Genomic DNA, 12,868 nt, shown 5'->3' with positions numbered 1-12,868 from the left:
CCGCCGATCGACCCGCCGGCCTCGCGACCCTCCGGCATACTGACGGCGTGCAGGACGAGGACGACGAGCGCCAGGATCTCGAGCGCGCGCTCTACGCCCGCCCGACCGGGGACGACCGCGACGAGGCGCTGCGGGCCGAGGCGCTGCGGATCGAGGCGCAGCGGGCCGAAGCGCAGCGCCGACACCTGGCCGCCGCCGCCCCGGAGGCGCAGCCCGCCCCACGAGCCGCGAGACCCGCGCGGACGACCGGCGAACCCTCGACCGCCGCACCCCCTACCCGGTCGCACCTCGTCCTCCTCGGCGCCGGGCTGCTCGTCGGCGGGCTCGCGATCGGCGCGGCCACCGCCTCCGTCATCGGCGCGGCCGTCCCGCAGCCGTCCTCGAGCGGGCCCGCACCGGCGACCGGGACCCCGACCCCGCGCGCGACCGACCGCTTCGCCGCGATCGTCGAGGGCTGGGCCGTCACCACCGACATCCCCACCGGCCTCTCGCTGATCTCGGGCGACGCCGAGGTCTACAGCCCGACCTTCGAGACCACCCAGAACGACCGGCTGCTGCTCACGGCGCCCGACGCCACCCGGATCTGCCTCGCCCTCGAGCGCCCCGACGGCTCGCTCTCGGCCGGCTGCACCGGCCTCGAGGCCTTCTTCGCCGGCGACGCCCTCGACGTGGTCGGCACGGCGACCGGCGACGACACCCCGGTCTACACGCGCGTCACCCTCCGCCCCGACGGCAGCATCGAGGGCGGCTTCCAGCTGGTCGCGACGCCGGGCCCGGAGGCGTGAGCGGCGAATCCGCAGCTGCAACTCCTCACCGGGAGCTGCTCCTCCGCGCCCGGCGGTCCTGACGGCGCGAGCACCGAGCGCTGAACGCGCCTGTCAAGCCTGCGCGGGCGCTCAGAGAAACCGAGGGCGCGGGCGCCAGGATGCGGGGACACCGCCCGCTCCGCCGAGCACCGACCCGAGAGGCCCCGCCGTGCCCGCCAGCACCCAGAACGCCACCGCCGCCACCGACCCCGGCACCACCGCGCCCCAGGAGTACGACGTCGCCGTGATCGGCGCGGGCCCGGCCGGCACCGCCGCCGCCCTGCGCGCCGCCGAGCTCGGCGCGAAGGTGGTCGTGCTCGAGGCCGGCCGCGTCGGCGGCACCTGCGTCAACACCGGCTGCGTGCCCACCCGCGTGCTCGCGAAGACCGCGCGCATCGTCCGCGAGGCCCGCACCGCCGGCGACTACGGCGTCGACGTCGGCACGCCCGTCGTCGACTGGGCCGCGACCGTCCGCCACGTGCACGCGCGGGTCGACAAGGTCCGCTCGATCAAGCGCGAGGCGCAGCGCTTCGAGGAGGCGGGCGTCGAGCTGATCCACGAGGGCCGCGCGCGCTTCGTCGACGAGAGCACCCTCGTCCTGGACAGCGGCCGGCGGATCCGCGCCCGCTCGATCCTGATCTGCGTCGGCGGCCACTCGCGCCGCCTGCCGATCCCGGGCGCCGAGCTCGCCACCGTCCCCGAGGACGTGCTCGGCCGGCCCGCGCTCCCCCGCCGGGTCGCGGTGATCGGCGGCGGCAACACCGGCGCGCAGCTCGTCACGGTGTTCAACGCCTTCGGCTCGGAGGTGACGCTGCTCGACGTCGCGCCGCGCATCCTCACCACCTCGGACGCGAGCATCTCGGAGCACGTCGCCGGCGCCTTCGAGCGCCAGGGCGTGCGCGTGCACCTGGGCATCGAGACGGTCGAGCGCCTCGAGCGCGCGGAGGACGGCTCGATCGACATCACCTGGCGCGAGGCCGGCTCCGCGCGCACCGAGGGCGTCGACGCCGTGATCATGGCGACCGGCTGGCCCGCCGACGTCGAGGACCTCGGCCTGGAGAACGCCGGCATCGAGGTCGTCCGCTCGGCGATCCCGGCCGATCAGTACTTCCGCACGGTCGTGCCGCACGTCTTCGCGGTCGGCGACGCGAACGGGCGCGACATGCTCGTGCAGGCGGCGCAGTTCGAGGCCGAGGCGGCGGCCGAGAACGCGGTGCTGGGCGCCAACCGGCGCACTCCGCAGTTCCTGCTGCCGGCCGGCGGCTTCACGGACCCGGACTACGCGGGCGTCGGCTTCACCCAGGAGCAGGCGCGCGAGCGCGACCCGCAGTGCATCGTCGCCTCGGTGCCGTTCTCGAGCGTGGACCGCGCCGTGATCGACGACCGCGAGGGCGGGTTCCTGACGCTGATCGCCGACCGCCGCCGCGAGCTGCTGCTCGGCGCGCACGCCGTCGGCGAGAACGCGATCGAGGTCGTGCAGTCGGTGACGACGGCGATGGCGGCCGGAGTCGACGTCGCGACCCTCGCGAACGTGCGCTTCGCCTACCCGACGTACAGCGCGGTGATCGGGATGGCGGCGCGCGCGCTGCTGGCCGAGCCGGCGCGGCCCGCCGAGCTGGAGTGAGCGGCTCTACCGGATCCCGGAGCGCGGCGCCAGCCCTCACCGGGTTCAGCGTCCGCTCCGAATCATGAAGGGAGGGCGACTCCGCCCTCCGCTCCCGAGAGGAACCACCGTGCCGATCCCCGCTGTCGACTACGCCCACATCCGCCTGACCGTCCGCGACATCGCCGTGTCGCGCGCCTTCTACGACTCCGTCTTCGGCTTCGACGTCGCCTTCGAGGCGCCGCCCGCGGACGCCCCCGAGGAGCAGAAGGAGCAGCTCGCGTTCCTCTTCGGCGGCGTGATCTACCAGTTCCCGGGCGGACTGCTGGGCCTGCGCCCGGTCGCCGACGCGGGCGACCGCTTCGACGAGGACCGCATCGGCCTCGACCACCTCAGCTTCGCCGTCGCCGACCTCGACGCCCTGAAGGCCGCCGCCGCCGCGCTCGACGAGCTCGGCATCGCGCACGAGCCGATCAAGGACGCCGGCGGCCAGAGCATCCTCGAGTTCCGCGACCCCGACAACATCGCGCTGGAGATCAGCTCGCCGAGCTGAGCGCAGCGCATGCTGGTCGAGTAGCCCCGCAGGGGCGTATCGAGACCCCACGTCTTGAGGACGGTGGATCTCGATACGCCCGCTCCGAGGGCTACTCGATCAGCATGAAACGGGCCCACTGCTTCATCAGCAAGAAATGCCGCGCGGATCGCGCGTCCATGCTGGTCGAGTAGCCCCGGAGGGGCGTATCGAGACCCCACGTCTTGAGGACGGTGGATCTCGATACGCCCGCTTCGCGGGCTACTCGATCAGCATGAAACGGGCCCACTGCTTCATCAGCAAGAAATGCCGCGCGGATCGCGCCTCCATGTGCCTCTCACGGGCGGCGCCAGAGGTACGGGGTCGTCGTCGAGACCTTCACGAGGCCCGAGCGCTCGAGGATGGGGCGGGAGTACTCGGTCGAGTCGCTGTGCACGAGGGTGCGGCCTGCCTCGAGAGCGGAGGCGGCGCGCGCGGCCGTCAGCGCGCGGTAGATGCCGCGGCCGCGGTACTCCTCGAGGACGGCGCCGCCCCAGACGCCGACGACGTCGGAGTCCGCGACCGGCTCGAGCCGGCCACCGCCGACCATGCGGCCGTCGACCTCGGCGACCCACAGCTCCATGCCGTCGCCGCGGGCGAGCCGCGCGACCAGCGCGTCGGCGATGTCCGTGTCGACGTCCTCGCCGAAGGCGGCGTCGATCATGGCGCTGAACGCGCGGACGTCCGGCTCGTCGACGACGCGGCGCAGGGTCGCGCCGTCGGGCACCGGGGCGTCACGGGTGAGCGCCTCGAGCGGGCCGATCATGATCGACTCCGTCTCCTCGGCGGCGAAGCCGTGGCGCAGCAGTGCCTCGTGCAGACCGGGCGCCCGGTCGTGGCCGCGGGTCTTCCACTCGACCTTCCGGATCTCCGCGTCGGCGTCGAAGTGCGCGCGGGCCGCGGCGACGAGGGCGTCGATCGCCGCCTCGTCCGCCCCGCCGAGGTCGCGGTAGGTGACGAAGCCGCGCCCGCCGGCGAAGGTGACCAGCCGGAGCGGGCCGGCGAGCGTCACCGCCACGGCGCTCGGCGTCTCGGCGTCGGTGCGGAGCTGCTCGTCGTAGACGCGCAGGTACTGCGCGCGGAGATCGTCGGGGTGGGTGCTGGTGGTCATCCCGCCACGCTACGGGCGGGGAGCGCAGATCGCCTCGGGGTGCCCATGCTGATCGAGTAGCCCGCGGAGCGGGCGTATCGAGATCCACCGATGTCAGAACGCGAGTCTGCAGACCCACCGCTCTGAGGACGGTGGGTCTCGATACGCCCCTGCGGGGCTACTCGACCAGCATGTTCGCCGACGTCTCTTGCCGGTGGATCCACCGATGTCAGAACACGAGTCCGCAGATCCGCCCTGCTGGTGACGGCGGGTCTCGGGACGCCCCTACGGGCTCCTCGACCGGCAGGGGTGGGCACAACATCAGCTGAGAGCAGGGGGCATCCCCTGACAGCGGAGGCCACCCCTTCTCAGCTGATGTTCTGCAGCGCTCGAGCGCTCCACACCGTTCGAGCGGGCCGTCCGGTGGTCGCACAGCACGTGCAGCGGGCGTGTCGCGGTCCGCTCCGTTCTCGTCGGAAGGCGAGTCTGCAGACCGCCGTGCTGATGACGGTGGGTCTCGATACGCCCCTTCGGGGCTACTCGACCAGCATGAGACTCGACATGCCCCTGTGGGGCTGATCGACCAGCGGAGAAGGGCGGCCGCGGCGTCCACTCCCCCATCGCCGAGGCGCGAAGCGGCTTGGCCTGCTCGACCGGCGGGGTGAGGACCCGTCGGTCAGCCGGTGACGCGGGCGATCAGGTCCTGGATGAAGGGGATGACGTCGCCGGCCTGGTCGACGCTCGCGAAGGCGGTGGCGAGCAGCGGCCAGACGGAGCCGACGAGGGTGGCGATCACGGCGGCGACCGCGGCGACCCAGGCGAGGGCGGCGTTCCGGGAGACGATCGCCAGCGCGAGGAACGCCAGGGCGATCAGGTAGCTGATCACGATCGAGAGGGTGATCGCGCCGACCGGGACGTCGAGGACGCCCGCGGTCGTCGCGTCGGCCGCGCCGATCAGGCCGAGCACCGGCAGCAGCACGCCGACGACGATCAGGAAGCTGACGACGACACCGGTCGCGAGGGCGGCCCAGGCCGCGCGCGGCTTCCGGCGCGAGCCGTAGGAGCGGGTGCGCACGGGCTACTCCGACCCGCGGCGCTCGGCGTCGGCGACGTCGGAGCCGTCGGCCGAGGTGCCGGCGTCCACCGGCTCGACCTCGACGCGGACGACGAACTCGGCGGCGGGAGCATCGGCGGTGACGACGACGGTCTCGACAGCGTCGGAGTCGGAGTCGGAGTCCGCGTCGACGTCGGCGTCGCGCTCCACGCGAGCCGGCCGGGTCGCGACCTCGTCGGACAGCGAGTCCGCGGTGGCGTCCGACGCGGCGGCGCGGTCGGCGGCCTCGTCGAGGCGGTCAGAGGCGTCGTCGAGCGCGTCGGCGGTCCGCTCGCGGGCGGTGTCGAGCGCTGCCGCGCCCTTCTCGCGGGCGGAGTCGAGGGCGGCACCGCCCTTCTCGCGGGCGGAGTCCATCGCGTCGCCGGCCTTCTCGACCAGCGAGGGGCCGTCCTCGCGCTCGGAGTCCGGCACCTCGATCGGGTCGAAGGGGCCGTGCACGTCGGTGACGTTGACGTTGACGACGACGCGCTCGCGGGTCAGCTGAGCGGCGGCCTTGCCGACCTGCTCGCGGACGGCGTCGATGACCTCCTGGACGGGGCGCGGGTACTCCGACACCAGGTCGAGGTCGAGGACGAGCGCGTCGTCGACGCGGGCGATGCTGACGCCGGGGCTCGTGCTGGTGCCCAGGACGGCGCGGGTCGCGCGGTCGAGGGTGCGGGCGGCGGCGCCGCCGAGGTGGTGGACGCCGGTGACACCGGCGGTGGTCTCCGCGGCGGCGGTCGCGAGCAGGCGCTCGATCGACTCGCCCTCCGGGTGCGCGCCGTCGATGGCGCGGAGGTCGTTCGTTCCGACGGTGTCGGTCATGGGGTACTCCTCAGTGGTCTTCCGGCCCTCCCGAGCGGGAGGGCCGGATCGTCCGGTGCGGCGGGTGCGCGGCACGGGGCGGCGCGGACGCCGCTACTGCACGCGGGCGCTGCTGCTCATCCTGGTGCGGAGGCCGCTGACGATCTGGATGACCACGGGGGTCTCCTCGCCCAGGACGGCGTCCCAGCTCTTCACCGCGTCGTCGATCGCGCGGCGGGTCCGCATCGGCGAGACGCCGCGGCGGGTGTGCGCGGTGACGCGGAGGACGGTGCGGTGCTTGACCTCGAAGGCGGTGACGTCGAGCGCGACGATCGAGGGATCGTGCGACAGCGCCTCCTCGAGGACGTGCTCGGCGACCTTCGCGTCGATGGTCACGGAGCCGCCGGTCGGCGTGCCCGCGCCGGAGCCGGAGCCCACGCGCAGCAGCGTCGACGTGCGTCCCCGGCCCTGGCGCACGATGAAGCGCACCAGCAGCAGGATCAGCACGAGGGCGACCACGGCCGTGACCCAGAGGATCCACGGCTGCCCGCCGGAGAGGGCGTCGCTGGTGGGCTGCGTCGCGTCCTCCGCGCCGGTGGAGACCGTCTGCTGGACGTCGGGGAACAGCGCTCCCGCCGCGACGGCACCGCCGGCGAGCAGGAGCACGAGGCCCACGACGAACAGGAGGAGGCGGTTGAGGAACCGGTTGGTGGTGGTCATCGGACCGTCCCCTTCTCGGACAGGCGCACGCGGGCCGTGAGCTTCGGGCTGATGTCGTAGCCGGCGAGCTCGGCGTCGACCGCCGCGCGGATGGTGCCGACGTCGAGGCTGCGCCCGGAGGTGCGGCCGACGGTGACTCCGGCCGTGCGTCCGCCGATCGAGACCGACACCTGGTCGGGGTCGACGTCGCCGGCGTAGGCGGCGGTGCGGGCGAGGCTCTGCGCGATCACGCGGTCGTCGATGACGGCCGCGGTGCGGTCGGCGGCGGCGCGGCGGCGGCCGCGACGACCCGGGGAGAAGGACACGACGATCAGGACGAGCCCGATCAGCGCGGCGACCGCTCCGCCGGCGACGATCAGCGGGACGGGAGCACTCGCGGCGCCGAGCACCGCGGCCGCGCCGTCCTGCGGGGCGACGAGCAGCGCGGGCTGCCCGAGGGCGGCGAGCACCGCCTCCGTGCCGATCCACGCGAAGACGAGGATGAGCAGGACCGCGAGGACGATCGCCGAGGTGGAGCGGGACGAGGTGATCTCGCGCCGGACGAGCCGGGGGTACAGCGAACCCGTGGAGCGGGTCCCTGAGGCTGCGGGGGTCGTCACGAGACTCTCCTTCGCTCGCGCAGGTCGGCCCCGGTGATCCGGAGGTCGACGCGCCCGATGGTGGACCCGGTCAGCTCGAGGCAGCGGGTGCGGATGGTGGACTGGGCCGTGCTGAGACGGCTGAGGACCGTGCCGGAGCGGCGGTCCCCCTCGCCGAGCGGACGGATGCGCAGGGGGGCCTGCGCGGTGACGTGCAGCTTCCCCCCGTCGTCGTCCAGCTCGACCGAGACGTCCGACGCGTCGACGTCGAGCGCCTCCGCGGTGACGGCCGACACGACCCTGCGCACGGCGCGCGAGGTGATCGTCGTGCGGCCGTGGCGGGCCTGGTCGGCCATCACCGCCGCGGTCACGAGGACCGCCGCCCGCGGAGGGTGTCGGCGAGCGAGCTCAGGTCGAGCTTGCCCTCGACGACGCGGCCGACGCCGTAGCCGACGGCCATGGCGAGGGCGACCCAGAGGAGTGCCCAGAAGCCGAAGACCAGGCCGGTGACGGCGAGGACGGCGCCCAGGATCAGGCCGAGGTGGGACGGAGTCACTTGACGCGGCTCTCGGTGTCCTCGTCCTTGTCGTCCGAGGGGATGTAGACGTCGGCGACGGTCACGTTGACCTCGGTGACCTCCATGCCGACGACCGAGGAGATGGCCTCGGAGACGGCGGAGCGGATGCTGTCGGCGAGCTTCTGCAGCGCGACGGGGTACTCGGCGACGACGGTGATGTCGGCGGCGACCTGCTTCTCGCCGACCTCGACGGAGATGCCCTGGCCGCGGTCCTGCGCGTTGATCGCGTTGCGGATGGCGCCGATGGCGCGGGCGGCTCCGCCACCGAGGTCGTGGACGCCGGCGACCTGGCGGGCGGCGATGCCGGCGACCTTCTCGACGACGCCGTCGGCGATCGTGTTCTTGCCGGTCGAGGTCTCGGTGCCGTGCTTGGCCGAGGTGCTGGCGAGGGTGCTGGGGGTGACGTTGGTCATGATGCTCTCCCTGTGTAGAAGGTGATGCGCGACTCGGTCGCGGTGACGACGATCCGTCGCACATGAATCAGACGTGCGGGGCTCCGGGATCGTCCCGCCGGATCAGCCAGTGCGCAGGAAACATCGAGCGACGACGCGCTCTGCGGCCAGCGCCGTCCACAGGCCGGGGAGATGCGCGGCAGCTGTCGGTGAAGAGGGCGTCCCTGCGAGCTCAGGGCGGACTTAGCACGGTCTCGGGGCAGGCTCCGCACCGCGCTCAGACCCGTTTTGTATACAGCGGACACGGAATCACCGCACCGACGGCGCCCTCTCGCGCGGTTCGACGCCCGCGTGCGCAGGTTGTAGCATCGTGGAAACCTGCCCGAAACGGTGTTTGGGATACAAAAGAGGAGTCCTCGCGGTGACCATCACTCTGGAGCCGCCTCACCCCTCGCCCTGCTGGGAGCTACACATGTCAGCTGTATCCCGCACCACCGCTCCGCCCGCCTCCGGACACACGGTCGCCTCCGTCCTCGACTCCATCGGCTTCACCCGCGCGCAGTTCTGGATCTTCCTGCTGATCCTCGCCGGGGAGTTCTTCAACACGCTCGAGCAGAACTCGGTGGGTGCCATGGGCAGCCACATCAAGGAGACGCTGCAGATCGGCGACATCCAGCTCACGACGATCAACACCGCCACGGTCATCGGCGGACTGATCGGCCGCCTGCTGGCCGGCTACCTCGCCGACCGCTACGGCCGCCGCTTCTCGCTCAGCCTGAACCTGCTGATCTACACGCTCGGCGGACTGCTCAGCGCCGTCGCGATGAACTACGAGATGCTGCTCGTCAGCCGCCTGATCGTCGGCATCGGCATCGGCGGCGAGTTCATGATCGGTCTGGTCATGCTCTCCGAGATGGTCTCCACCCGCTTCCGCGGCACCGCGATCGGCGCCGTCAACGTCGGCGCCGGGGGCCTGGGCAACTTCCTCTCCTACGGCCTGTTCCTGCTGCTGCTCGGCCCGCTGGAGACCCCGCTCGGCGGCCCCGACTCGGTATGGCGCTGGTCGTTCGTGATCCTCGCCGTCCCCGCGCTGCTGGTCGTCTTCTACCGCCGCAAGCTGCCGGAGACGCCGCGCTGGCTGCTCTCGCAGGGCCGCACGGAGGAGGCGAACCGCTCGCTCGCGATCCTCGCCTCGAACTCGCTCACCCCCACCGCCGACCGCCCGCCCGTCGAGCTCTCGCCGGACGACCTGCCGCCCGTGCGGATGTCCGCCTCCCCCGCCGCGGTCTTCAGCCGCCCGGTGATCCGCCGCACCGCCGCCCTCGGCGTCGCGTCCTGGATGGCCTTCGGCTCGCAGGTCACGCTGAACTTCCTGATGCCGACCCTGCTGGTCGAGCGCGGCTACTCCGTCTCGGAGAGCCTGCTCTACACGATGATCATGAACATCGGCTCGCTCCTCGGAGCGACGACCGCGGCCCTGATCGCCGGTCGCGTCGGCCGCCGCACCGCCGTCGGCGCCGCCGGAGTCCTCGGCTGCCTCACCGCGCTCGCCTTCGCCGGGTTCGGCAACGGCACCGGGGCGATCCTCGTGCTCGGCGCTCTCTTCCAGTTCTTCACGATGGTCACCAACACGACCCTCGCCACCTGGACCGCCGAGATCTTCCCGACCGCGATCCGCGCCTCCGGCGCCTCGATCGTCAACGGCATCGGCAACATCGCCGGAGCGGTCATGCCGTTCCTCGCCGTCGCGCTCTACGGCTCGTTCGCCTTCGCCGGCGTCTTCGGCCTCGCCGCCGTGATGTACGCGGTGCTCGTCGTCGCCTCCCGCTTCGCCCCGGAGACCCGGGGACGCTCGCTCGAGGACGTCAACGAGAACGCGATCGCCGCCGCCGCCCACTGACCCACCCGTGCCCCCGGCGCTCCGGCGCCGGGGGCGCGACCCACCACCGGACAGCACCTCAAGGAGCACCATGGACACCCTCACCGTCTCGGCCACCGCCAACGGACTCAACTACCTCCCCGAGTACGTCGCCGACGTCGGCGGCCTGTTCGCCGAGCGCGGCCTCGCCGTCACCGCCACCGCCTGCGACCCCTGGACCGGCGTCCTCGACGACCTCGACTCCGGCGCCGCCGACCTCGCCCTCGGCGGGCTCTGGGTCCCCGGCATGTACGCCGGCACCAGCCGCGAGCTGACCGTCGTCGGCCAGCTCAACCACCGCTTCCCGATGACGATCGTGGCCCGCGACGGCTCCGGACCGGTCGGCCTCGACTGGCTGGACGGGAAGGTCGTGCTCGCCCCGGGCGCCGGCGGCAGCGCGCCGTTCGAGTTCACCGCGGGCCTGATCCGCGAGGCCGGCCTCGACGTCTCCGCCACCCGCTGGGCGCGCGACCTGTCCACGGCGATGATGCTGGAGCTCTACCGCGACGGCCTCGGCGACGCGATCGTGCTCGACCTGCTCTCGGCGAAGGAGCTCGTCGCGGCCGGCGGCGGGCAGATCGTCTTCCGCCACCTCGACGCGGGTGTGATGCCCAACAGCGTCTACTACACCCGCACCGAGCGGGTCGAGGAGCTCGCCGACCGCACCGAGCGCTTCGTCGACGCGATCGAGACGGCCATGCAGCGGATCACTGCGGGCGAGGCCGGCGCCGAGATCGACGCGGTGCTCGCCGCGCGCTGGCCCGACCGCGACCCGGTGCTGCTGCACGAGGCCGCCGACGAGATGGCCGCCGGCGGGGTCTGGGACACGACCGTGATCGACGAGGCCGCCTCCGACCGCTGGATGCGGATCCTCGCGGAGGCCGGGCTCGTCACCCGCGCCCCCTCGCTCGCCGAGCTGACCGGCCGCACGACGGTCGGCGCGCGCTGATGACGCTCGTCCTCGCCTCCGAGCAGATCGCCGGGCTGCTCCCCGACGTCGACGTGCTCGGCGCGGTCGAGCAGGTGTTCGCGGACCTCGGCTCCGGCGCGCTGCACCAGGGTGCGCCGACGGCCCTCGCGGGCGAGGACGACGGGCTGATCCTGCCGATGGCGGTCCGCTCCGACGCCCTGGGCCTGGCCGCCGTGAAGCTGATGGCCGACCTGCCCGGCAACGCGGCGCGCGGGCTGCCGACGCAGCGCTCGACGATCCTGGTCACCTCGCTGCTCACCGGGGAGTGCGTGGCCGTCCTGGACGGGGCGCTGATCACCCGGGCCCGCACCGCCGCCGCCTCCGCGGTCGCCACCCGGCATCTCGCCCGCGCGGACAGCCGGGTGCTCGGGCTGATCGGCGCCGGCAACCTCGCCGTCGCGCACGTCCGCGCGCTGCAGGCGGTGCGCGACCTGGACGAGATCGTGGTCTGGTCGCGGTCGGACGCGACGCTCGACCGGTTCGAGGAGGCGGTGGGGCGCCCCGTGATCCGTGCCGCGGATCCGCGGGCCGTCGCCGAGCGCTCCGACGTGCTCTGCACGCTGACGCCGTCGGTCGAGCCGATCGTGCGCGGCGCCTGGCTGCACGCCGGCCAGCACGTGAACGCCGTGGGCGCCCGTCCGCGACCGGAGCACCGCGAGCTCGATTCCGCGGCGATGGCGATCGGCACGCTCGTCGTCGACAGCGCGGCCACCGCGCGGGCGAAGTCGGGCGACCTCGTCCTCGCGATCGCGGAGGGCGCCCTCGACGCCGCTGCCGGGCTGCTCGAGCTCGGCGACGTCGTGGCCGGGACCGCTCCCGGCCGCATGCGCGACGACGAGATCACCGTCTTCGACTCCGTCGGCCTCGCCGCGCAGGACCTCGCCGTCGCCGCCGCGCTGATCGATCTGGCGCGGCTGCGGGACGCGGGCAGCGCTGTCCGGCTGTCCGGCGTCCCCGCGGCGGCGGGCCGCTGATGCGCATCGCCGTCGTCAACTGCAACACGACCGCGTCGATGACCGAGACGGCCGCCGCCCGCGCCCGGCTCGCTGTCGGGCCGGGCACCGAGATCGTCGCGGTCACGCCGAGCTGGGGCGTCGCCTCGGCCGAGGGCTGGTACGACAGCTTTCTCAGCGCCGCGGCCGTCCTGCACACCCTGGAGCGGCTGCCGGCCGGCATCGACGGCGTCGTGATGGCCGGCTTCGGCGAGCACGGCCGCGAGGGGGCGCGCGAGCTGCTCGACGTCCCCGTCGTCGACATCACGGAGGCGTCGGCGCATCTCGCGATGCTGCTCGGCCGCCGCTACGGGGTGGTCACCACGGTCCGCCGCGCGGTCGGCCAGATCGAGGACAGCCTCACCACGGCGGGCCTGATCGCGCACTGCGCCGCGATCGAGGACACCGGGCTCGGCGTGCTCGAGCTGGAGGAGGATCCGCAGGCCACCCTCGACGCCTTCGTCGCCGCCGGCGAGCGCGCGATCGCCCGCGGCGCCGAGGTGATCTGCCTCGGCTGCGCGGGCATGGCGGGGCTCGAGGAGCACGTCGGCGCGCGGCTGCCGGTGCCGGTCGTCGACGGGGTCGCCGCGGCGGCCGCGCTCGTCGAGACCCTCGTCCGCCAGCGGCTCGGCACCAGCCGGATCGACAGCTACGCCCGGCCGCTGCCGAAGGAGCGCAGCTGGCCCGGCGGCTGAGCGCCTCCGGACGGCGAGCGCACCGGGTCGGCCGAGAGTGTTGAATGGTCGCACCGGCG

General features: G+C 73.5%; 15 protein-coding genes. 7 read left to right on the top strand and 8 right to left on the bottom strand.

Going from position 1 to position 12,868, the window contains the following annotated elements; all coding sequences use genetic code 11:
• Positions 1-47 precede the first annotated feature (47 nt).
• The 3 genes from EDF17_RS15395 to EDF17_RS15385 all read left to right on the top strand — a co-directional run bounded on the left by EDF17_RS15395 (position 48) and on the right by EDF17_RS15385 (position 2,962).
• Positions 48-785, top strand: a complete 738-nt coding sequence (locus EDF17_RS15395; RefSeq protein WP_123447476.1) for a hypothetical protein — start codon at positions 48-50, stop codon at positions 783-785.
• Between the two features lie 190 nt (positions 786-975).
• On the top strand, positions 976-2,430 hold the full coding sequence (locus EDF17_RS15390; RefSeq protein WP_123447475.1) for an NAD(P)/FAD-dependent oxidoreductase: 1,455 nt from the start codon (positions 976-978) through the stop codon (positions 2,428-2,430).
• Between the two features lie 109 nt (positions 2,431-2,539).
• Complete coding sequence (locus EDF17_RS15385) at positions 2,540-2,962, top strand: VOC family protein (protein WP_123447474.1); 423 nt, start codon at positions 2,540-2,542, stop codon at positions 2,960-2,962.
• Positions 2,963-3,278: 316 nt separating this feature from the next.
• Here the strand turns inward: EDF17_RS15385 and EDF17_RS15380 are convergent, their stop codons facing one another.
• The 8 genes from EDF17_RS15380 to EDF17_RS15345 form a co-directional block, all read right to left on the bottom strand.
• Positions 3,279-4,091, bottom strand: coding sequence for a GNAT family N-acetyltransferase (locus EDF17_RS15380; protein WP_123447473.1), 813 nt, complete (start codon positions 4,089-4,091; stop codon positions 3,279-3,281).
• Between the two features lie 655 nt (positions 4,092-4,746).
• The gene (locus tag EDF17_RS15375; RefSeq protein ID WP_123447472.1) at positions 4,747-5,145 is read right to left on the bottom strand and encodes a hypothetical protein; all 399 of its coding nucleotides are present in this window, start codon (positions 5,143-5,145) and stop codon (positions 4,747-4,749) included.
• Positions 5,146-5,148: 3 nt separating this feature from the next.
• Positions 5,149-5,988, bottom strand: coding sequence for an Asp23/Gls24 family envelope stress response protein (locus EDF17_RS15370; RefSeq protein WP_123447471.1), 840 nt, complete (start codon positions 5,986-5,988; stop codon positions 5,149-5,151).
• Positions 5,989-6,081: 93 nt separating this feature from the next.
• Complete coding sequence (locus tag EDF17_RS15365) at positions 6,082-6,687, bottom strand: hypothetical protein (protein ID WP_123447470.1); 606 nt, start codon at positions 6,685-6,687, stop codon at positions 6,082-6,084.
• Positions 6,684-7,286: a DUF6286 domain-containing protein gene (locus EDF17_RS15360; protein WP_123447469.1), complete on the bottom strand. Its 603-nt coding sequence runs from the start codon at positions 7,284-7,286 to the stop codon at positions 6,684-6,686. The genes EDF17_RS15365 and EDF17_RS15360 overlap by 4 nt, the downstream gene beginning before the upstream one ends.
• Complete coding sequence (locus EDF17_RS15355; protein ID WP_243581525.1) at positions 7,283-7,636, bottom strand: hypothetical protein; 354 nt, start codon at positions 7,634-7,636, stop codon at positions 7,283-7,285. Before EDF17_RS15355 ends, EDF17_RS15360 begins: the two co-directional genes overlap by 4 nt.
• On the bottom strand, positions 7,633-7,821 hold the full coding sequence (locus tag EDF17_RS15350) for a DUF2273 domain-containing protein (RefSeq protein WP_123447468.1): 189 nt from the start codon (positions 7,819-7,821) through the stop codon (positions 7,633-7,635). The genes EDF17_RS15355 and EDF17_RS15350 overlap by 4 nt, the downstream gene beginning before the upstream one ends.
• Entirely contained in the window at positions 7,818-8,255 is a 438-nt protein-coding gene (locus tag EDF17_RS15345) for an Asp23/Gls24 family envelope stress response protein (protein WP_123447467.1), read from the bottom strand. Before EDF17_RS15345 ends, EDF17_RS15350 begins: the two co-directional genes overlap by 4 nt.
• Before the next feature lie 451 nt (positions 8,256-8,706).
• Between EDF17_RS15345 and EDF17_RS15340 the strand changes: the two genes are divergently transcribed.
• The 4 genes from EDF17_RS15340 (at position 8,707) to EDF17_RS15325 (ending at position 12,809) form a co-directional block, all read left to right on the top strand.
• A complete protein-coding gene (locus tag EDF17_RS15340; RefSeq protein ID WP_243732914.1) occupies positions 8,707-10,134 on the top strand; it encodes an MFS transporter in 1,428 nt (475 codons plus the stop codon).
• Between the two features lie 70 nt (positions 10,135-10,204).
• Positions 10,205-11,101, top strand: coding sequence for an ABC transporter substrate-binding protein (locus EDF17_RS15335; RefSeq protein WP_123447466.1), 897 nt, complete (start codon positions 10,205-10,207; stop codon positions 11,099-11,101).
• A complete protein-coding gene (locus EDF17_RS15330; protein ID WP_123447465.1) occupies positions 11,101-12,096 on the top strand; it encodes an ornithine cyclodeaminase family protein in 996 nt (331 codons plus the stop codon). The genes EDF17_RS15335 and EDF17_RS15330 overlap by 1 nt, the downstream gene beginning before the upstream one ends.
• Positions 12,096-12,809 carry an aspartate/glutamate racemase family protein gene (locus EDF17_RS15325; protein ID WP_123447464.1) on the top strand — a complete coding sequence of 238 codons (714 nt, stop codon included), beginning with the start codon at positions 12,096-12,098 and terminating at the stop codon, positions 12,807-12,809. The genes EDF17_RS15330 and EDF17_RS15325 overlap by 1 nt, the downstream gene beginning before the upstream one ends.
• Positions 12,810-12,868: the final 59 nt, after the last annotated feature.

The sequence above is a fragment of the Rathayibacter sp. PhB1 genome (assembly GCF_004362935.1).
GTDB classification, from domain to species: Bacteria; Actinomycetota; Actinomycetes; order Actinomycetales; family Microbacteriaceae; genus Rathayibacter; species Rathayibacter festucae.
The sequence above is the reverse complement of the archived record's forward strand: the minus strand, read 5'-3'. Positions and strand labels throughout refer to the sequence as shown.